This is a genomic window from Kosakonia sp. S42, from assembly GCF_016624785.1.
Lineage (GTDB): Bacteria > Pseudomonadota > Gammaproteobacteria > Enterobacterales > Enterobacteriaceae > Kosakonia > Kosakonia cowanii.
The window spans coordinates 31,340-51,577 of the sequence record NZ_JACVTW010000026.1; the positions used below are offsets into that span (position 1 = coordinate 31,340).

16 protein-coding genes are annotated in these 20,238 nt (G+C 58.6%); 6 read left to right on the top strand and 10 right to left on the bottom strand.

Annotated elements, in window-relative coordinates; genetic code table 11:
* Positions 1-22: 22 nt before the first annotated feature.
* Positions 23-1,324, bottom strand: coding sequence for a 23S rRNA (uracil(1939)-C(5))-methyltransferase RlmD (rlmD, locus tag IAE50_RS20440; protein WP_200581115.1), 1,302 nt, complete (start codon positions 1,322-1,324; stop codon positions 23-25).
* 57 nt (positions 1,325-1,381) lie between these two features.
* Between rlmD and barA the strand changes: the two genes are divergently transcribed.
* Complete coding sequence (gene barA / locus IAE50_RS20445; RefSeq protein ID WP_200135578.1) at positions 1,382-4,156, top strand: two-component sensor histidine kinase BarA; 2,775 nt, start codon at positions 1,382-1,384, stop codon at positions 4,154-4,156.
* A 251-nt stretch (positions 4,157-4,407) separates the two neighbouring features.
* Here the strand turns inward: barA and IAE50_RS20450 are convergent, their stop codons facing one another.
* The 8 genes from IAE50_RS20450 to syd all read right to left on the bottom strand — a co-directional run bounded on the left by IAE50_RS20450 (position 4,408) and on the right by syd (position 12,829).
* Positions 4,408-5,550, bottom strand: coding sequence for a glycerate kinase (locus IAE50_RS20450; protein WP_200581101.1), 1,143 nt, complete (start codon positions 5,548-5,550; stop codon positions 4,408-4,410).
* An 87-nt stretch (positions 5,551-5,637) separates the two neighbouring features.
* A complete protein-coding gene (gene gudD / locus IAE50_RS20455) occupies positions 5,638-6,978 on the bottom strand; it encodes a glucarate dehydratase (protein ID WP_200581102.1) in 1,341 nt (446 codons plus the stop codon).
* A gap of 20 nt (positions 6,979-6,998) precedes the next feature.
* Positions 6,999-8,339 carry an enolase C-terminal domain-like protein gene (locus IAE50_RS20460; protein ID WP_200581116.1) on the bottom strand — a complete coding sequence of 447 codons (1,341 nt, stop codon included), beginning with the start codon at positions 8,337-8,339 and terminating at the stop codon, positions 6,999-7,001.
* Entirely contained in the window at positions 8,339-9,694 is a 1,356-nt protein-coding gene (locus IAE50_RS20465; protein WP_200581103.1) for an MFS transporter, read from the bottom strand. Before IAE50_RS20465 ends, IAE50_RS20460 begins: the two co-directional genes overlap by 1 nt.
* Before the next feature lie 380 nt (positions 9,695-10,074).
* A complete protein-coding gene (locus tag IAE50_RS20470; RefSeq protein WP_200581104.1) occupies positions 10,075-10,524 on the bottom strand; it encodes a flavodoxin in 450 nt (149 codons plus the stop codon).
* 5 nt (positions 10,525-10,529) lie between these two features.
* Positions 10,530-11,324: a tRNA pseudouridine(65) synthase TruC gene (gene truC, locus IAE50_RS20475; RefSeq protein WP_054804276.1), complete on the bottom strand. Its 795-nt coding sequence runs from the start codon at positions 11,322-11,324 to the stop codon at positions 10,530-10,532.
* Complete coding sequence (locus IAE50_RS20480; RefSeq protein ID WP_042712751.1) at positions 11,324-11,653, bottom strand: YqcC family protein; 330 nt, start codon at positions 11,651-11,653, stop codon at positions 11,324-11,326. Before IAE50_RS20480 ends, truC begins: the two co-directional genes overlap by 1 nt.
* 630 nt (positions 11,654-12,283) lie before the next feature.
* Positions 12,284-12,829, bottom strand: a complete 546-nt coding sequence (syd, locus tag IAE50_RS20485) for a SecY-interacting protein (RefSeq protein WP_200581105.1) — start codon at positions 12,827-12,829, stop codon at positions 12,284-12,286.
* Between the two features lie 68 nt (positions 12,830-12,897).
* Between syd and queF the strand changes: the two genes are divergently transcribed.
* The 5 genes from queF (at position 12,898) to xni (ending at position 19,234) form a co-directional block, all read left to right on the top strand.
* A complete protein-coding gene (gene queF / locus IAE50_RS20490; protein ID WP_200581106.1) occupies positions 12,898-13,743 on the top strand; it encodes an NADPH-dependent 7-cyano-7-deazaguanine reductase QueF in 846 nt (281 codons plus the stop codon).
* An 89-nt stretch (positions 13,744-13,832) separates the two neighbouring features.
* On the top strand, positions 13,833-15,197 hold the full coding sequence (gene ppnN / locus IAE50_RS20495) for a nucleotide 5'-monophosphate nucleosidase PpnN (protein ID WP_042712755.1): 1,365 nt from the start codon (positions 13,833-13,835) through the stop codon (positions 15,195-15,197).
* A 457-nt stretch (positions 15,198-15,654) separates the two neighbouring features.
* Complete coding sequence (locus IAE50_RS20500) at positions 15,655-16,944, top strand: HAAAP family serine/threonine permease (protein ID WP_023479482.1); 1,290 nt, start codon at positions 15,655-15,657, stop codon at positions 16,942-16,944.
* Positions 16,945-17,001: 57 nt separating this feature from the next.
* The gene (locus IAE50_RS20505) at positions 17,002-18,369 is read left to right on the top strand and encodes an L-serine ammonia-lyase (protein WP_200581107.1); all 1,368 of its coding nucleotides are present in this window, start codon (positions 17,002-17,004) and stop codon (positions 18,367-18,369) included.
* 112 nt (positions 18,370-18,481) lie between these two features.
* A complete protein-coding gene (gene xni, locus IAE50_RS20510) occupies positions 18,482-19,234 on the top strand; it encodes a flap endonuclease Xni (RefSeq protein WP_023479496.1) in 753 nt (250 codons plus the stop codon).
* Between the two features lie 33 nt (positions 19,235-19,267).
* Here xni and puuE read toward each other — a convergent pair whose 3' ends face one another.
* Positions 19,268-20,209 (bottom strand): allantoinase PuuE, encoded by a 942-nt coding sequence (puuE, locus tag IAE50_RS20515; RefSeq protein WP_200581108.1) that lies wholly within the window; start codon positions 20,207-20,209, stop codon positions 19,268-19,270.
* Positions 20,210-20,238: the final 29 nt, after the last annotated feature.

Here is a 20,238-nt window from a genome sequence, read left to right on the forward strand (position 1 = left end):
GAATTCGGCAAGCCGAAATTAATCATTTGTGTTTCACAAACAACACCATCGATTCCAGGTGACCAGTGTGCGGGAACATGTCCAGCATCGCCAGCCGCTCAATCTGGTATCCCGCACTCAGCAGCGCTTCACTGTCGCGTGCAAGCGTGGCGGGATTACAGGAGACGTAGACCACCCGGCCCGGCGACAATTTTATAATATGCTGCATCACACCCGCCGCGCCCGCGCGCGCAGGGTCGAGTAAAACTTTGTCAAACCCACGGCTCGCCCACGGCTGCTTTGTAACATCTTCCTCCAGATTTTCATGAAAGAATGTCACATTGTGCAAACCATTCTGTTGCGCGTTCTCCTGCCCTTTCGCCACCAGCTCGGCAACGCCCTCCACGCCAACCACTTCCGCCGCGCGTTTCGCCAGCGGCAGCGTGAAGTTCCCCATCCCACAAAAGAGATCGAGAATGCGGTCCTGTGGCTGCACATCAAGCCACTCCAGCGCACGGGCGACCATCTGCTGATTTACGCCATCGTTGACCTGGATAAAATCCCGCGGGCTGAAGTGTAAGGGTAGCCCGTCAGAAGCGTAGCAGGGAGTCTGACCAGTGATCTGCTCAACAATATCGCTTTGCGGCGCGAGATAAAGCGCAAGATGATGGGAATGCGAAAAGCGTTCCAGTTTTGCTCTGTCGGCGGCGTTTAACGGTGCGGTGTGACGCAGCACCATCAGCGGGCCATTATCCGCGTCGACCAATTCAACATGCCCCAGTTGGCGAGCGCCGCTTAATTCCGCCAGGCAGTCGCGCAGCGGCGTGAGCAGTGCTTCAAGACGGGGCACCAGCACCGGGCATTGTGTGACATTGACGATATCGCTGTCGCCCGCTTTGCGAAAACCCATCTCCAGACGCTGCGCTTTCGGCTGCCAGCTCAGGCTTAAGCGCGCGCGGCGGCGGTAACCCCACGGCTCACCGGCGATCACATCGTCGACATCCTGCTTCATCAGGCGTGCCAGCGCGGCGCGTTTGCTGCGCTGTTGCAGCTCCACGCTGGCATGCTGCTGCTGGCAGCCGCCGCAGACGCCAAAGTGCGGGCAGCGCGGCGCTACGCGCTCCGGGCTGTCGTTCAGCCGACGGCTCACTTCGCCACGGGCAAACTGGCGCTTCTCCTCTTTAAGGATAATTTCCGCCGTCTCTGCGGGTAACAAACCGGGAATAAACAGCGCTTTACCATTATGACGCGCCACCCCCTGCCCAAACGGGTCAAGGTCGTTTACTGTTACGGTTATTTTTTGACGAGTCGTCACGCGTCGTTTTGCAGAGTAGAATTGCGCCATTGCGGTGAAAAATCTCAATTACTGATCAATGGCCCCATTCTCCCATAACGGAATTCCATGACCAACTACAGCTTGCGCGCACGCATGATGATTCTGATTCTGGCGCCCACCGTACTTATCGGTGTGCTGCTCAGCGTCTTTTTTGTCGTCCATCGCTATAACGATTTGCAGCGTCAACTGGAAGACGCCGGTGCCAGCATTATTGAGCCGCTGGCGGTCTCCAGCGAATACAGCATGACGTTGCAGGATAAGGACGCCATCGGCCAGCTGATTAGCGTCCTGCATCGCCGCCACTCCGATATCGTGCGGGCCATCTCGATCTACGACAATAAGAACGCGCTCTTCGTCTCGTCGAACCTGCAACTCGAGGGCGACTCCCTCAAGCTGCCCGCCAATCAGCCCTTCCCGCGTAAGCTGAGCGTCACCCGGCGCGGCGATGTGATGATCCTGCGCACGCCGATCCTCACCGAAGGGTTTGCGCCCGCCAGCTCCTCGCTGCCGGCGGATAAGATCACCGGCAACTTGCTCGGCTATGTGGCGCTGGAGCTGGATCTCAAATCGGTGCGTTTGCAGCAGTACAAAGAGATCTTTATCTCCAGCCTGATGATCCTCTTCTGTATCGGTATTGCGCTGATTTTCGGCTGGCGGTTGATGCGCGATGTCACCAGCCCCATTCGCAATATGGTCAATACCGTCGACCGCATTCGCCGCGGCCAGCTCGATAGCCGCGTCGAAGGCTTTATGCTCGGCGAGCTGGATATGCTGAAAAACGGCATCAACTCGATGGCGATGTCGCTGGCGGCCTATCACGAAGAGATGCAGCACAATATCGACCAGTCCACCTCCGATCTGCGCGAAACGCTGGAGCAGATGGAGATCCAGAACGTTGAACTGGATCTGGCGAAAAAGCGCGCCCAGGAAGCGGCGCGCATCAAATCCGAGTTCCTCGCCAATATGTCCCACGAGCTGCGAACGCCGCTTAATGGCGTAATTGGCTTTACCCGCCTGACGCTGAAATCGGAACTGAATCCTACCCAGCGCGACCACCTGCTGACCATTGAGCGCTCAGCCAATAACCTGCTGGCGATCATCAATGACGTGCTCGACTTCTCCAAGCTGGAAGCGGGCAAGCTGATTCTGGAGAGTATCCCCTTCCCGCTGCGCAGCACGCTGGATGAGGTGGTGACGCTGCTGGCGCACTCGGCCCACGATAAGGGGCTGGAGCTGACATTGAGTATCAAAAACGATGTGCCGGATAATGTCATTGGCGATCCGCTGCGCCTGCAGCAGGTGATCACCAATCTGGTCGGCAATGCGATCAAGTTTACGGAAAACGGCAATATCGACGTGGTGGTGGAGAAACGCGCCATCAGCAATAACAAAGTGCAGGTGGAGATGCAGATCCGCGATACCGGCATTGGCATTCCGGAGCGCGATCAGTCGCGGCTCTTCCAGGCATTTCGTCAGGCAGACGCCAGCATTTCGCGTCGCCACGGCGGCACCGGGCTGGGGCTGGTGATCACCCAGCGGCTGGTCAATGAGATGGGCGGCGATATCTCTTTCCACAGCCAGCCCAATCGCGGCTCGACCTTCTGGTTCCATATCAATCTCGATCTTAACCCGAATGCTATCAGCGAGATGCAGCCAACCCGCTGTCTGGTCGGCAAGCGTCTGGCCTACGTGGAGCCGAATGCGACGGCAGCGCAGTGTACGCTTGATGTGCTGAGCGAAACGCCGCTGGAGGTGATCTACAGCCCGTCGTTTTCCGCGCTGCCGCAGGCGCACTACGACATGCTGTTGATGGCGATCCCGGTAACCGTGCGCGAGCCGCTGAGTATGCAGCATGACCGCCTGGCGCGTGCCGCGGCGATGACCGACTATCTGCTGCTGGCGCTGCCCTGTCACGCGCAGGTTGACGCCGAATCGCTCAAACAGGATGGCGCGGCGGCCTGTCTGCTTAAACCGCTCACCTCGACGCGCCTGCTGCCTGCGTTAACGGAATATTGCCGCATCACGCGGCTGGCGGAGCTGCCCGCGCCCGACGAGAGCAAATTGCCGATGTCGGTAATGGCGGTGGATGATAACCCCGCCAACCTGAAGCTGATTGGCGCGCTGCTGGAGGATCAGGTTCAGCAGGTGGAGCTGTGCGAAAGCGGCCAGCAAGCCCTTGAGCGGGCGAAGCAGATGCAGTTCGATCTGGTGCTGATGGATATTCAGATGCCGGAGATGGACGGGATTCGCGCCTGCGAATTGATTCGCCAGCTGCCGCACCAGCAGCAGACGCCGGTGGTCGCCGTTACCGCCCATGCGATGGCCGGGCAGAAAGAGAAGCTGCTCAGCGCCGGGATGAATGACTACCTGGCGAAGCCGATTGAAGAGGAGAAGCTGCGTAATCTGCTGCTGCGCTATAAGCCCGGCCACAGCGTCGGCCCATGGTTGACGCCGCTGGAGCCGGAAGCGGAGCAGACGCCGCCGGTTATTACCGTGGATGATGAAACGACGCTCGACTGGCAGTTAGCGCTGCGTCAGGCGGCGGGGAAATCGGATTTGGCGCGCGATATGCTGCATATGCTGGTCGAGTTTCTGCCGGAGATCCGCAATATGGTAGAAGAGCAGTTAGTCGGCGAAGCGCCCAGCGGGCTGGCGGAGGGGATCCATAAATTGCACGGCAGCTGCGGTTATAGCGGCGTACCGCGCCTGAAAAAGCTTTGTCATTTGATTGAGCACCAGTTGCGCAGCGGCGTGGCCGCCGAAGATCTGGAGCCGGAGCTTCTCGAATTGCTCGACGAGATGGATAACGTAGCGCGCGAAGCGCACCGGTTGATTGGTTAAGCGCGATCCCATTGCCGGATGGCGCGTAAACGCTTATCCGGCCTACGCGGTTTCAGCAGCTCTGTATCCGTAGGCCGGATAAGGCGCAGCCGCCATCCGGCATAACCACCCCACAGGCATATCGCACCCGTAGGCCGGATAAGGCGTAGCCGCCATCCGGCATAAACATCCCACAGGCATATCGCACCCGTAGGCCGGATAAGCGCAAGAGCCATCCGGCACAACCAGCCCCCCCAGGTATCCGGCAATCCTTACCGCAACCTCTGCCCCGCTTTTAATACCGCCGCCACGTTGCGGGCGGTGAGGCGCACATTCTCCCCGGCGTTGGCTAATGCCTCGTCGAGGGAACAAATGGTGTAAATCACGCTGAACACCGCATCGATACCGTGCTCGTGCACCACACCAACATCGGCGGTCAGGCTGCCGGCAATGCCGATCACCGGAATATCATACCGTTTGGCGACCTTCGCCACGCCGACCGGGACTTTGCCATGCACGGTCTGGCTGTCGATTCGCCCTTCGCCGGTGATCACCAGATCCGCATCGGCCACGTGCTTATCCAGCGCCAGCGCATCGGTCACAATCTCAATCCCCTGGCGCAGCTCGGCTCCGCAAAAAGCGTACAACGCCGCGCCCATGCCACCCGCCGCGCCACCGCCGGAGAGCGTTAACACATCGCAATCGAGATCGCGGGCAATAATCTGCGCGTAGTGCGCCAGCGCCTTATCCAGCCGCGCGATCATCTCCGGCGTCGCCCCTTTTTGCGGGCCGAACACCGCTGAGGCCCCCTCTTTCCCGGTGAGCGGATTGGTAACATCGCAGGCGACATCAATCCGGCACTGCGCCAGGCGACGATCCAGCTCGCTAATATCAATGCGCGCCAGGCGCTCCAGCGCCGCGCCGCCTGCGCCGATCTGCTCCCCCTGCTCATCAAGCAGCTTTGCGCCCAGCGCCTGCACCATGCCTGCGCCGCCATCGTTGGTCGCGCTGCCGCCAATGCCGATAATGATCTGTTTCACGCCCGCATCCAGCGCATGGCGGATCAGCTCCCCGGTCCCCCATGAGGTGGTGATTAACGGATCGCGCTTCGCCGTGGGCACGCGCTCCAGCCCGCTTGCCGCCGCCATTTCGATAAACGCCGATTGCTCATCGCCGGAGAGGCCATAAAAGGCATCGGCCTCCTCGCCAAGCGGCCCTTTAACCGTCACCTTCACCACCCGCCCCTGGGTGGCGGCGACCATCGCTTCTACCGTCCCTTCCCCGCCGTCCGCCACCGGGATTTTCACGTACTCAGCGTTGGGGTACACCTCGCTAAACCCCGCTTCAATGGCGGTCGCCACCTCCAGGGCCGTTAAACTCTCTTTGTAGGAGTCCGGTGCGATGACAATTTTCATAAGCCGTCCTTACGCATATTCACCACGGTAAGCATACACCTTGCGGGCAGCGGGAAATGCCAGCCCCCGCAAGGAGTGGCAATTTCATTAACGCACCATGCAGGGACGCTTGTTATCAAACTTCCAGTCCGGGATCAGGTACTGCATGCCCATCGCATCGTCGCGCGCGCCGAGTCCATGCTTTTGATACAACGCGTTAGCCTTCATCACTTGATCCATATCCAGCTCAACGCCAAGACCCGGCGTGGTTGGCACTTGCACCATGCCGCCTTTGATTTCAAAGGGTGCTTTGGTCAGGCGCTGGTTGCCCTCCTGCCAGATCCAGTGGGTATCGATGGCGGTGATCTTGCCCGGCGCAGCGGCGGCGACATGGGTGAACATCGCCAGCGAAATATCGAAGTGGTTATTGGAGTGAGAACCCCAGGTGAGGCCAAACTCATGGCACATCTGCGCCACGCGCACCGAGCCCTGCATGGTCCAGAAGTGCGGGTCGGCCAGCGGAATATCGACCGATTGCAGCGACAGGGTGTGGCCCATCTGCCGCCAGTCGGTGGCGATCATATTGGTGGCGGTCGGCAGCCCGGTGGCGCGGCGGAACTCCGCCATCACTTCACGTCCGGAGAAGCCCTGCTCGGCCCCGCACGGATCTTCGGCATAGGCGAGCACGCCTTTCAACTGCTTGCCGATGGCGATGGCTTCATCGAGCGACCACGCGCCGTTCGGATCGAGGGTGACGCGCGCCTGCGGGAAGCGTTTTGCCAGCGCGGAAATCGCTTCCGCCTCTTCCATCCCGGCCAGCACGCCGCCCTTCAGTTTGAAGTCGTTAAAGCCATATTTCTCATAAGCCGCTTCGGCCAGGCGCACCACGCGATCCGGCGTCATCGCCTCTTCATGGCGGATGCGATACCAGTCGCACGCATCGTCGGGCTGGCTCTGGTACGGCAGCGGCGTCTTTTTGGCATCGCCGACAAAGAAGAGGTAACCGAGCATCTCTACTTCGCTGCGCTGCTGGCCTTCGCCGAGCAGGGAAGCGACGTTCACGCCAAGGTGCTGACCGAGCAGATCGAGCATCGCCGCTTCGATACCGGTGACCACGTGAATAGTGGTACGCAGATCGAACGTTTGTAACCCGCGCCCGCTGGCATCGCGGTCGGCGAAGGTGTTGCGCACGCTGTTGAGCACATTTTTATATTCGCCCAGCGTCTTACCGACCACCAGCGCGGCGGCCTCCTCCAGCGTCTGGCGGATCTTCTCCCCACCGGGGATTTCGCCGACCCCGGTATGACCGGCGTTATCTTTAATGATGACGATATTGCGGGTGAAGAAAGGCGCGTGCGCCCCGCTCAGGTTCATCAACATGCTGTCGTGACCGGCAATGGGAATAACCTGCATCGATGCCACAACGGGCGTGGAACTGTAAGTACTCATAATGGTGTCCTTTTGCTCTTTTAGTGCCGTCCAAAAACGGGGCGTTTTTTATCAAACGTCCAGCCAGGAATGAGGTACTGCATCGGGCCGGCGTCGTTGCGCGCGCCGCCCGGCAAGGTTTTATAGAGTGCGTGCGCTTTCTCAATTTGCGCCCAGTCCAGCTCAGCGCCAAGACCCGGCGCGTCCGGCACGGCGATTTTGCCCTCGCGGATCTGCAAAGGCTCCTTCGTCAGGTGCGCGTCGCCCTCCTGCCAGATCCAGTGGGTATCAATCGCCGTTGGCGTACCCGGTGCAGCGGCGGCGACATGGGTAAACATCGCCAGCGAAATATCGAAATGGTTGTTGGAGTGGCAGCCCCAGGTTAAGCCCCAGTCGTCACACAACTGCGCGACGCGCACCGCGCCAGAAAGCGTCCAGAAGTGCGGATCGGCAAGCGGAATATCGACCGCGTTGAGCATTACCGCGTGGCCCATCTCCCGCCAGTTGGTGGCGATCATATTGGTGGCGACCGGCAGTCCGGTGGCGCGGCGAAACTCCGCCATCACCTCACGCCCGGAGAAACCCTGCTCCGCGCCGCAGGGATCTTCCGCGTAGGTCAGCACATCGTTCAGCCCTTTGCAGAGGCGGATGGCTTCGTCGAGCAGCCACGCGCCGTTGGGATCGACGGTGATGCGCGCATCGGGGAAGCGTTTTTTCAGCGCGCGCACGGTATCGATCTCCTGCTCGCCCGGCAGCACGCCGCCCTTCAGTTTGAAATCTTTAAAGCCGTAACGATCCTGCGACGCTTCCGCAAGGCGCACTACCGCCTCGCTGCTCATCGCCTCCTGATGGCGCAGCCGATACCACTCGTGGCTGCCCGGCGTCGCGTCCAGATAGGGCAAATCGGTTTTCGTGCGATCGCCGACATAGAAGAGGTAGCCGAGCACGGTAACGGCATCGCGCTGTTTGCCTGGCCCCAGCAGTTCGCACACCGGGACATTCAGGGTTTTACCGAGCAGATCGAGCAGCGCCGCCTCCAGCGCCGCGACGGCGTTAACGCGCAGTTCAAAGGTCCACGCGCCGTTACCGAAGGTGTCGAAATCCGCCGCCTGGTTGCCTTTGTGTACCCGCTGCACCACTTTGTTCAGCCGGGCGATCTCTTGTCCCACCACCATTGGCGTGGCATCGACCAGTGTTTGATAGATCACCTCGCCACCCGGCGCTTCACCCACGCCGGTATGCCCGGCGCTGTCCGTCAGCACCACGATATTGCGGGTGAAGTAAGCGTTATGCGCGCCGCCGATATTCATCAACATGCTGTCGTACCCGGCCACCGGGATCACCTTCATGTCGGTGATGACGGGCGTGGCTTGTGTATTCATCATTCGCGTCCTGTTACGGGTTTAAGTTCGATGCGTTTGATATTGCCCACCAGCACCAGATAACTGAGCACCGCCACCAGCGCATGAACGCCAACGTAGATCAGCGCGCCGTTAAACGAGCCGGTGGTGCCGACGATGTAGCCAATCGCAATCGGCGTGACGATGCCGGAGATATTGCCGAACATATTAAACAGGCCGCCGCTCAGGCCGCTGATCTCTTTCGGCGCGGTATCCGCCATCACCGCCCAGCCGAGCGCACCGATCCCTTTGCCGAAGAAGGCCAGCGCCATAAAGGCGATAATCAGGGTTTCCGAATCGGTGTAGTTACAGAACACCATACTCATCGAGAGCAGCATGCCCAGCACGATGGGCGTTTTACGCGCCACGTTCAGCGATCCGTAGCGGCGCATTAACCAGTCGGAGATCACCCCGCCAAGCACGCCGCCAACAAAGCCGCAGATCGCCGGGATCGAGGCGACAAAGCCCGCTTTCAGGATCGACATGCCGCGCGCCTGCACCAGATAGACCGGGAACCAGGTGATAAAGAAGTAGGTTAAGGCGTTAATGCAGTACTGCCCGAGATAAACGCCGATCATCATGCGCGAGGCGAGCAGCTGTTTGACCTGGCCCCACTTCTGCGCAAAGGGCACTTTCTGCTGGTGGTTCTTCTGATCCATGTTGATCAGCGCGCCGCCCTCGGCGATGTACTCCAGCTCCTTTTTGTTGACGCCCGGATGCTGGTTCGGCTCGTGGATCATTTTCAGCCACAGGAAGCTGATGAAGATGCCAAGCCCGCCCATAAAGAAGAAGACGTGCGACCAGCCCACTTCGTGGGTCAGCCAGCCCATGATCGGCGCGAAGATCACCGTGGCGAAGTACTGCGCCGAGTTGAAGATGGCGACCGCCGTGCCACGCTCCTGCGCCGGGAACCAGGCGGCAACGATGCGGCTGTTGCCCGGGAACGACGGCGCTTCTGCCAGGCCGACCATAAAGCGCAGCGTAAAGAGCGCGATGATGATGCCAAAGCCGCTGAAGAGATCGACGAACCCTTGCAGCAGGGTAAAGAGCGACCAGGTGAAGATGGACCAGAAGTAGACGCGTTTCGAGCCGAAGCGGTCAAGCAGCCAGCCGCCCGGGATCTGGCCAATGACATAGGCCCAGGAGAAGGCGGAGAAGACATAGCCCATACCGACAGGATCAAGGCCGATAGCCTTAGACATTTCCGAGCCAGCAATCGATAGCGTAGCGCGATCGCCGTAGTTGAAGGATGTGACGATAAATAGCATCACCACGATCCAGTAGCGGGCGTTGGTGCGCTTTTCAGCGCCGCTCGCCGCCTGGCTTAATGCACTCATGGTTGTACTCCCGAAGCATAGATGTTCTTTTCAACATGCATCCTGTACGGCGCAACCTGTAGGGGAAGACAGAACGCTGTCGCTCTTTTTATGCCGCGGCCCGACGCGTTTTCACTCCACGGCGGGCAGCTTTATTAACTGGCTCAAGGAGTATAAAAAGCGGCCTGGTAACTCTCACCGTGCATCAACACAACATTCGGCGACAGCTCAGCGCGGGTTTGGGGCATTAGCCCAGGGCGATGGGGGGTATTTCACGAAAATTGAAACAGACGATAAACGGCGGGGTAAAAGCGCGGGTCAGGTGCGAAGAGTGTGAATGGCGTCGCTTGACGGTTAATAAAAAGAGGCTAACCCTCCCGGCGCGCGGGAGGGAGACGGGCCTATTTCAGCAGGCCTGCCCACTGTTCAACCCACGGGTTGGAGACACTTTCCGGCTCCGGATCTTCGCTGGCGTCAATCAGCAATACCTCGCCGATGCGCTGCGCGCCCTGCTCCTGCAACAGCGCATCAAATTTTTTCCCGCCGCCGCAGAAGTGGCTGTAGGTGCTGTCGCCCAGCGCAATTACGCCGTAGCGCAGCTCGGGCTGATAACCGACGGTGTCGCGCAGGTAGTGAAACAGCGGCGCGATGCTGTCCGGCAGATCGCCCTGGCCGGTAGTAGAGGTGACTACCAGCGCATAGTTGCCTTTGTTGCTCTCCCACTGCGCCGCTTCGGGATCTTCATACACCTTTGCCGTGTGGCCCTGGGCTTCTAAAATCGCCTGCGCTTCTTCCGCTACCAGCAGCGAATTGCCGTACATCGTGCCGACAAAAATGCCTATATTCGCCATGCTTATCACTCCTTGCGTGATTCCAGATTGCCCTCATCCTGACCGCTGAGCCCGCTAAACTCAACCCTTTCATTCTCAGGGAGAAGGCCCCGCCAGCCGAACTGATCCAGCGCCTGCATCCACACCGCATCGAAGCCGGCACGCAGGGTTAGCGCCTCGCCGGTAAACGGGTGTGTAAGGCTTAACTGGCTGGCGTGCAACATCAGGCGGTTGAGGCCGAAATGCGCCGCCGCGCTGCGGTTTTGCCGCAGATCGCCATGCTTGCTGTCGCCAATAATCGGATGACGTAGATGGGAGAGATGACGGCGAAGCTGGTGTTTGCGTCCGGTTTTCGGCTCCAGCTCGACCAGCCCATAGCGCGTAGAGGGAAACTTACTAATCGCTACCGGTAATTCGGTCGTGGCAAGGCCGCGATAGTGGGTTACGGCAGGCTGCGGATCTTTGTCGGTACGGGCGAATTTATCCGCCACTTTGTCCAGCTCTTCGACCAATGGATAGTCGAGTAATGCCTCCTCCATCAGCCAGCCGCGCACAATCGCGTGGTAGCGCTTCTGCATCTGGTGCTGCTCAAACTGCTGGGATAAACGCCGCCCCGCTTCGCTGGAGAGCCCCATCAGCAGGACGCCGGAAGTCGGCCTGTCGAGACGATGGGCGGTAAAGACATGCTGCCCAATCTGGTCGCGCACGGTCTGCATCACCACCACTTTTTCATCGCGGTCGAGCCAGCTGCGGTGCACCAGCCAGCCGGAGGGTTTGTTGACGGCAACCAGCCACTCATCCTGGTAGATTATCTCCAGCATCAGTGCGTTTCGTCGCTAAACAGCGCGTCAAGCTGCTGGAGATGAACCAGCATCGCATCGCGGGAGGGGTGTGTCGCCTCAAGGGCCATTTCATAATAGGGCGCGATGGCAAACGCCTGCGGCAGCGCCTGCTTGCTGTCGAGCAGCGCGTGCATACGTGGGATCAGCACCCACTGCAGCCACTCAAAGGGTGCAAGTGTGTCCATGCAGAAGGGTTGCGTGCTCTCAAAGGCGCTCAGCGCCGGGGCAGTGGTTTGCCAGAGATCGTGCTCGCGCAGTTGCGCTTCAATCAGCTGAAGCTGCTGGCGCACGCGTTGATGTTGAGTCATAAAAGCCCCCGTTTAATCAGACTGGCGCGCAGCATAGCAAAGAGCGGGAGAAATAAAAAAAGGGAGCACTGTAAAAACAGTGCTCCCGGTTCGTTTCGCAGCTATCCGGCTACCCGTGTGCTCCCTGCTCATCCATGAAAACTTTTCCTGCGGTCTCCTGACCCGTTCATCCTTAAACAGCGCATCATGCTCACACCACCCCGATGTGACCTGGCCTTATCCTTAAAGCGTGTCCTGGATCCTCCTGATCTACCGTCCATCCTGACCGGCTCTCATTCTCCGTCCTGGAGGTGTCCTTTAACGCACTCCGGCGATATCCTCTTACTTCGTCCTGAAGTCTGTCCGTGAAGCACCTTCCCGGTGTGTCCAGAAACAACATCATCCTGATGTACGTCTCTTAGTCAGACTCCGTGTCGACAGGAGATAGAATTACGTATTCCGGCCGGTCTTACAAGGAGACTTAACGACAAAGCTATGCCGTAATCGGCCATTAACCCCAGGGATTATCGTATTAACATTATGATTTCTAATTGTTTAAATAAAGATAACTCACGTGAGTTATAGAATACGAACAGCCGATCTCCTACAGGCCTTGTAAGAGATCTCTCACACGGGATGTAGGCTATGGGCTTACACGACGGGTTGCAGCTGAGTGAGGAATTCGGGCAGATCGCTGGCGAGACGCGTGCGTTTACGCGTACCGAGCGTCTCCTGCATCACCTCACCGCTCAGGTTACACACTGAGATGACGTCCAGCTCGCTCTCGAGCGTGGCAATAAAAAGCGTAGGCGATAATTTGAGCCTTTTCTGCGTCACCAGGTGCCCAATCAGATTTTCCTGTACCCGGACAAAATCCGCTTCGCTCCAGGTTTGCAGCAGCGTCAGGCTGATATTCCCCAGCCGCGCGCGCATATCACCGGCAAACTGCGTGGTATAAAACGCATGGATCGGCGGTTGTACCACAATCTCCATCGCCTGTTCAACGGGGTGGACGTTCTGCTGCGCCGTAAAGGGCTGCGGCTGCCAGAAAACGGCGTCATCGGTAGAGGAGATAATGCAGGGCGAAGGAACGCCATACAGATCTTCACTCTGCGGCCAACTGCCGTGCGCCGCGTGCCACGCATCGCAATAACGTTCCGTAAAGGCTTTCAGCGCCTGAGCCGTCTCTTTTTCCACCGATTTCTCTCTTTACTTAAGCCAGGATAAACTTGCGCCATAGTTTACCTGCAAAATGGCGATGAAACATGTCTTCTTATGATAACCACCAGGCGCTTTCAGGCCTGACGCTGGGCAAAACCACCGACTACCGCGACACCTATGACGCCAGCCTGCTGCAAGGCGTGCCGCGCTCCCTCAACCGCGATCCCCTTGGGCTGAAAGCCGATAACTTGCCTTTTCACGGCGCGGATATCTGGACGCTGTATGAGCTCTCCTGGCTCAATGCCAACGGGCTGCCGCAGGTTGCGGTCGGCCAGGTGGAACTGGATTACGCCAGCCTCAATCTGGTGGAGTCTAAAAGTTTTAAACTCTATCTCAACAGCTTTAACCAGACCCGTTTCGCCAGTTGGGAAGAAGTACGCAGCACTTTGCAACGCGATCTCAGCGCTTGTGCGCAGGGTGCGGTAAGCGTCACGCTCTACCGCGTCGATGAGCTGGAAGGCCAGCCGGTTGCCCACTTTGCTGGCCTCTGCATCGACGATCAGGATATCGCTATTGATAACTATGAGTTTGATGCTGCGCTGTTGACCGACGCCGCGAGTGGTGACGTGGTGGAAGAGACACTGGTTAGCCATCTGCTGAAATCCAACTGTCTGATTACCCACCAGCCGGACTGGGGTTCGGTGCAGATCCAGTATCGCGGGGGGCAAATCGACCGGGAAAAACTGCTGCGCTATCTGGTCTCGTTCCGCCATCACAATGAGTTTCACGAGCAGTGCGTTGAGCGCATCTTTACGGATATTCAGCGCTTCTGCAAGCCGGAATCCCTCAGCGTGTACGCGCGCTACACCCGACGTGGCGGCCTCGATATCAACCCGTGGCGCAGCAATACAGACTTCGTTCCGGCAACCGGGCGGCTGGCGCGCCAGTAAAACATGCGTTGGCAGGTTGTTAAACGTCATAAGCCAGGGCTATTGTAATCAGCAGGGAAGATAAAATTTTCGTCCCGTAAGGAGTTCACTTGATTACACATATTAGCCCGCTTGGCTCGATGGATATGTTGTCGCAGCTGGAAGTCGATATGCTTAAACGCACGGCCAGCAGCGACCTGTATCAACTGTTTCGCAACTGTTCGCTCGCTGTACTGAACTCAGGGAGCCAGACCGATAGCAGCAAAGAGCTGCTCTCCCGTAACGAAAGTTTTGATATCAACGTTTTGCGCCGTGAACGCGGCGTCAAGCTGGAGTTGATTAACCCACCGGAAGAGGCGTTTGTCGACGGGCGTCTGATCCGCGCGCTGCAGGCAAACCTCTTTGCCGTGCTGCGCGATATCCTGTTCGTGAACGGCCAGATCCATAACGCCAGTCGTTTTCAGCATCTTGATGTGGAGAGTTCAACCCATATCACCAACCTGGTCTTCTCGATTCTGCGTAACGCCCGTGCGCTGCACGTCGGCGAAGCGCCGAGCATGGTGGTCTGCTGGGGTGGTCACTCGATCAACGAAACCGAGTACCTCTACGCGCGCCGCGTCGGCACCCAGCTTGGCCTGCGCGAGCTGAATATCTGCACCGGCTGCGGGCCGGGGGCGATGGAAGCGCCGATGAAGGGCGCGGCGGTCGGCCACGCGCAGCAGCGTTATAAAGAGGGGCGTTTTATCGGCATGACTGAGCCGTCGATCATCGCCGCTGAGCCGCCTAACCCGCTGGTTAACGAGCTGATTATCATGCCGGACATTGAAAAACGTCTGGAAGCGTTTGTGCGTATCGCCCACGGCATCATTATCTTCCCTGGCGGCGTCGGTACGGCGGAAGAGCTGCTCTACCTGCTGGGTATTCTGATGAACCCGGCGAACAAAAACCAGGTGCTGCCGCTGATCCTCACCGGACCGAAAGAGAGCGCCGACTACTTCCGCGTGCTGGATGAGTTTATCGTCAACACGCTGGGCGAAGCCGCGCGCCGTCACTACACCATCATCATCAACGATGCGGCCGAAGTGGCGCGCCAGATGAAAAAGGCGATGCCGCAGGTGAAAGAGAATCGTCGCGAAACCGGCGATGCCTACAGCTTCAACTGGTCGATTCGCATTGCGCCGGATCTGCAGGTGCCGTTCGAGCCGACCCATGAAAATATGGCCAACCTGAAGCTCTACCCGGATCAACCCGTCGAAGTGCTGGCGGCGGATCTGCGTCGCGCCTTCTCCGGCATTGTGGCGGGTAACGTCAAAGAGCACGGCATTCGTGCGATTGAAACGTTCGGCCCTTACAAAATTCATGGCGACAGCGACATGATGCGCCGGATGGACGATCTGTTGCAGGGCTTTGTCGCCCAGCACCGTATGAAACTCCCCGGATCGGCCTATATCCCCTGCTACGAAATCTGCGCCTGATACTCCCTTTTTCCCGGGCGGTCATAAGCCGCCCTTATACCTTCCCGCCTTTTGCGCTCCAATTCCCCTACCCTGCACAAGGTAATGATCCACTCCAGTTGGCTTAAAAGTCGATAAATCACTGCTAATGGGATGATCTACAGCGCTTTTATCGTCTTTCGCCGCTGTGAGTTTGATCGCATATCTGGCGGGTGATAGCCTTCGCGCCCATAAATCTCAGATGATTTTAGATAAGCAGACAGATGGTCTAAATATGCCCACTTAAGAAGTGGATTATTGCAATTGCGATCCTGATCACTGATAGAGTCATAACATACATGTATCTTTCCGCCGCAAATAATTGCGGTAAGAAATTATAAAAATAGCCGCAATCAACCGGATAAAATATTACCGCTGACGTGGATGGCAAACGATTTGTCTAAATGGCAGCTTTTTGATTTTCCCAGGAGATTTACCAATGGAAACGACTCAAACCAGTAATCTGGCTTCAACCGGAACGCGGAGCGCATGGCGTAAGACCGACACCATGTGGATGCTAGGCCTCTACGGTACCGCGATTGGCGCTGGCGTACTGTTCCTGCCCATCAACGCTGGCGTAGGCGGACTGATTCCGCTGATCATCATGGCCATCCTTGCCTTCCCAATGACCTACTTCGCACACCGTGGCCTGACCCGCTTTGTGCTTTCCGGTAAAAATCCCGGCGAAGATATCACCGAAGTGGTGGAAGAACATTTTGGTATCGGCGCGGGTAAACTGATTACCCTGCTCTACTTCTTCGCTATCTACCCGATTCTGCTGGTCTATAGCGTGGCGATCACCAACACCGTCGACAGCTTTATGACCCATCAGTTGGGCATGACGCCGCCGCCGCGCGCTATTCTCTCCCTGATTCTGATCGTCGGTATGATGACCATCGTGCGCTTCGGCGAGCAGATGATCGTTAAAGCGATGAGCATCCTGGTGTTCCCGTTTGTTATTGCCCTGATGCTGCTGGCGGTCTATCTGATCCCGCAGTGGAACGGCGCGGTGCTGGAAACCCTCTCCTTCAACAGCGCGTCTGCTACCGGCAATGGCCTGTGGATGACCCTGTGGCTGGCGATCCCGGTAATGGTCTTCTCCTTTAACCACTCACCGATCATCTCCTCCTTCGCCGTGGCGAAACGTGAAGAGTACGGCGCAGAAGCAGAACGTAAATGCTCACGCATTCTGGCCTTCGCCCACATCATGATGGTGCTGACGGTAATGTTCTTCGTCTTCAGCTGCGTGCTGAGCCTGGCACCGGCCGATCTGGCCTCGGCGAAAGAGCAGAACATCTCGATTCTCTCCTACCTGGCTAACCACTTTAATGCGCCGGTCATCGCCTGGATGGCGCCGATCATCGCGATGATCGCCATCACCAAATCCTTCCTTGGCCACTACCTCGGCGCGCGTGAAGGTTTCAACGGTATGGTGATTAAATCGCTGCGCGGCAAAGGCAAAACCATCGAAATCAACAAGCTGAACCGCATTACCGCGCTGTTCATGCTGCTGACCACCTGGGCTGTTGCCACCTGGAACCCGAGCATCCTCGGCATGATCGAAACGCTGGGCGGCCCGATTATCGCCATGATCCTCTTCCTGATGCCGATGTATGCGATTGCCCGTGTTCCGGCGATGCGTAAATACAGCGGTCACATCAGCAACGTCTTCATTGTGATTATGGGTCTCATCGCTATCTCCGCGATTTTCTACTCCCTGTTCAGCTAATCTCTGCGCGCCGTCCAGCCGGGCGGCGCGATCCCTCTTTGTCATGGATAACGCGTTATGATCAGCGTATTCGATATTTTTAAGATCGGTATCGGTCCCTCCAGCTCGCACACCGTCGGCCCCATGAAAGCCGGCAAACAGTTCACCGATGATTTGATTGCCCGCGGCCTGCTGCGCGACGTTACCCGCGTGGTGGTCGACGTTTACGGCTCGCTCTCCCTGACCGGCAAAGGCCACCATACGGATATCGCCATTATTATGGGGCTGGCCGGTAACCTGCCGGATAGCGTCGATATTGATGCGATCCCGGGCTTTATTCAGGATGTGAATACGCACGGCCGCCTGCTGCTGGCGAACGGCGAGCACGAAGTGGAGTTCCCGGTCGATCACTGCATGAATTTCCATGCCGACAACCTCTCGCTGCATGAGAACGGTATGCGCATCACCGCGCTGGCGGGCGAAACGGTGCTCTACAGCCAGACCTACTACTCGATTGGCGGCGGCTTTATTGTCGACGAAGCGCACTTCGGCCAGACCACCAGCGCGCCGGTTGAGGTGCCTTACCCCTATAAAAACGCAGCCGATTTGCAGCGTCACTGCCAGGAAAGCGGGCTTTCCCTCTCCGGCCTGATGATGAAAAACGAGCTGGCGCTGCACAGTAAAGAAGAACTGGAGCAGCACCTGGCGCGTGTCTGGGAAGTGATGCACGGCGGCATTGAGCGTGGCATCAACACCGAAGGCGTGCTGCCGGGCCGACTGCGCGTGCCGCGTCGTGCCGCCGCGCTGCGCCGCATGCTGGTCAGCAGTGATAAAACCACCACCGATCCGATGGCGGTTGTCGACTGGATCAATATGTTCGCGCTGGCGGTCAATGAAGAGAACGCCGCCGGTGGCCGCGTGGTGACCGCGCCGACCAACGGTGCCTGCGGCATCGTCCCGGCGGTGTTGGCCTATTACGACAAGTTTATCCGCGAAGTGAACGCTAACTCGCTGGCGCGCTATCTGCTGGTCGCCAGTGCCATCGGCTCGCTCTATAAGATGAACGCCTCCATTTCCGGCGCGGAAGTGGGCTGCCAGGGGGAAGTGGGCGTCGCCTGCTCGATGGCAGCTGCCGGTCTGGCTGAGCTGCTCGGTGCAAGCCCGGCGCAGGTGTGCATTGCGGCGGAGATCGGTATGGAGCACAACCTCGGTCTGACCTGCGATCCCGTCGCCGGTCAGGTGCAGGTGCCCTGCATTGAGCGTAATGCCATTGCCTCGGTTAAAGCGGTCAACGCTGCGCGTATGGCGCTGCGCCGCACCAGCGAGCCGCGCGTCTGCCTTGATAAAGTGATCGAGACGATGTACGAAACCGGGAAAGATATGAACGCCAAGTACCGCGAAACCTCCCGCGGCGGGCTGGCGATGAAGGTCGTTACCTGCGATTAACCTGCCTGACAGATGCCTCGTTTTGCGAGGCATCTTCCTGAATAGTCACCGTTTCATAGCCTCATAAAGCGGGCAATGTTACCCTTAGCGCTCGCTTACAAGGAGGGTATCCGTGGCTCATCTGCTTATTGTCGACGCACTCAATCTTATCCGCCGTATTCATGCGGTGCAGGGTTCACCCTGCGCGGAGACCTGCCTGCACGCGCTGGAGCAGCTGATTGTGCACAGCCAGCCGACCCACGCAGTGGCGGTGTTCGATGATGAAGCGCGCAATCAGGGCTGGCGTCACCAGCTGCTGCCGGACTATAAAGCAGGCAGACCGCCGATGCCGGAGCCGCTGCATCAGGAGATGCCCGCACTGCGCGCGGCATTTGAGCAACGCGGCATTCGCTGCTGGGCGACGCCGGGCAATGAAGCCGACGATCTCGCCGCCACGCTGGCGGTAAAAATGGCGCAGGCGGGGCAAGAGGCGACGATTGTCTCGACGGACAAAGGCTACTGCCAGCTGCTCTCGCCCACCATCCGCATCCGCGACTACTTCCAGAAACGCTGGCTCGATGCGCCGTTTATTGACCAGGAGTATGGCGTTACGCCGCAGCAGTTGCCGGACTACTGGGGGCTGGCGGGCATCAGCAGTTCAAAAGTGCCGGGCGTTGCCGGGATCGGGCCGAAAAGCGCCACACAGCTACTCAGCACTTTTCCCACGCTGGAAGCGCTGTATGACAATCTTGCTGAAGTGCCTGAGAAGTGGCGGCAGAAGCTGGAGGCGCACCGCGAGATGGCCTTTATCTGCCGGGATGTTGCGCGTCTGCAAACGGATCTACAGCTTGATGGCAACCTGCAGCAGTTGCGCCTGACGCGCTAACCTTCGCCCGCGCACAGGCGGGCAGCGGGCCGGTTAGGCTTTATAGGGGTGATGTTTCAGCCAGTGCTCGGCGATCTCCTGGCGGCGGCAGATCCACACCTTGTCATGGCTTTGCACGTAATCAAGAAAACGTTGCAGGGCGCGAAACCGCCCCGGTCGCCCCAGCAGACGGCAGTGCATGCCAATCGACATCATCTTCGGTGCCGTTTCGCCCTCGGCATAGAGCACATCGAAGCTGTCTTTCAGGTAGGTATAAAACTGCTCGGCGGTGTTAAAGCCCTGGGCGGTGGCAAAGCGCATGTCGTTGGCATCCAGCGTGTAGGGCACAATCAGATGCGGTTTCTCGCCGACGGTGGTCCAGAAGGGCAGATCGTCGCCGTAGTAGTCGCTGTCATAGAGAAAATCCCCCTGCTCCACCACCAGCGCGCGGGTGTTTGGGCTGTCGCGCCCGGTATACCAGCCGAGCGGGCGTTTGCCGAACAGCGTTTGCAGGATCTCAACCGCCTGCTGCATATGCTGGCGCTCGGTCTGGATATCGAGATCCTGATAGTGGATCCAGCGCCAGCCGTGGCTCACCACGTCATAATCCGCCGCCTTGATCGCCTCAACAATCGCCGGGTTACGCGCCAGCGCCATCGCTACGCCAAACACCGTTAACGGCAGGCCGCGCTGCTGAAACTCCTGATGAATGCGCCAGAAACCGGCGCGCGAACCGTACTCATAGAGGGAGTCCATCGACATATGGCGCGCCGGGTAGCTGGCCGCGCCGATGATGTCGGAGAGAAACTGCTCCGAGCCGCTGTCGCCGTGCAGAACATGGTTCTCGCCGCCCTCTTCAAAATTCAGCACAAACTGCACGGCGATGCGCGCGCCGCCCGGCCACTGTGCGTGCGGCGGTTTGCCAGCGTAGCCCGCCATATCGCGCGGGTAGTCGGCAGTAAAGTGCCAGAAGGGAGTCTCGGTTGCTGCTTGCATGCTGATTCGACCTCTTAACCGGGGCCGCC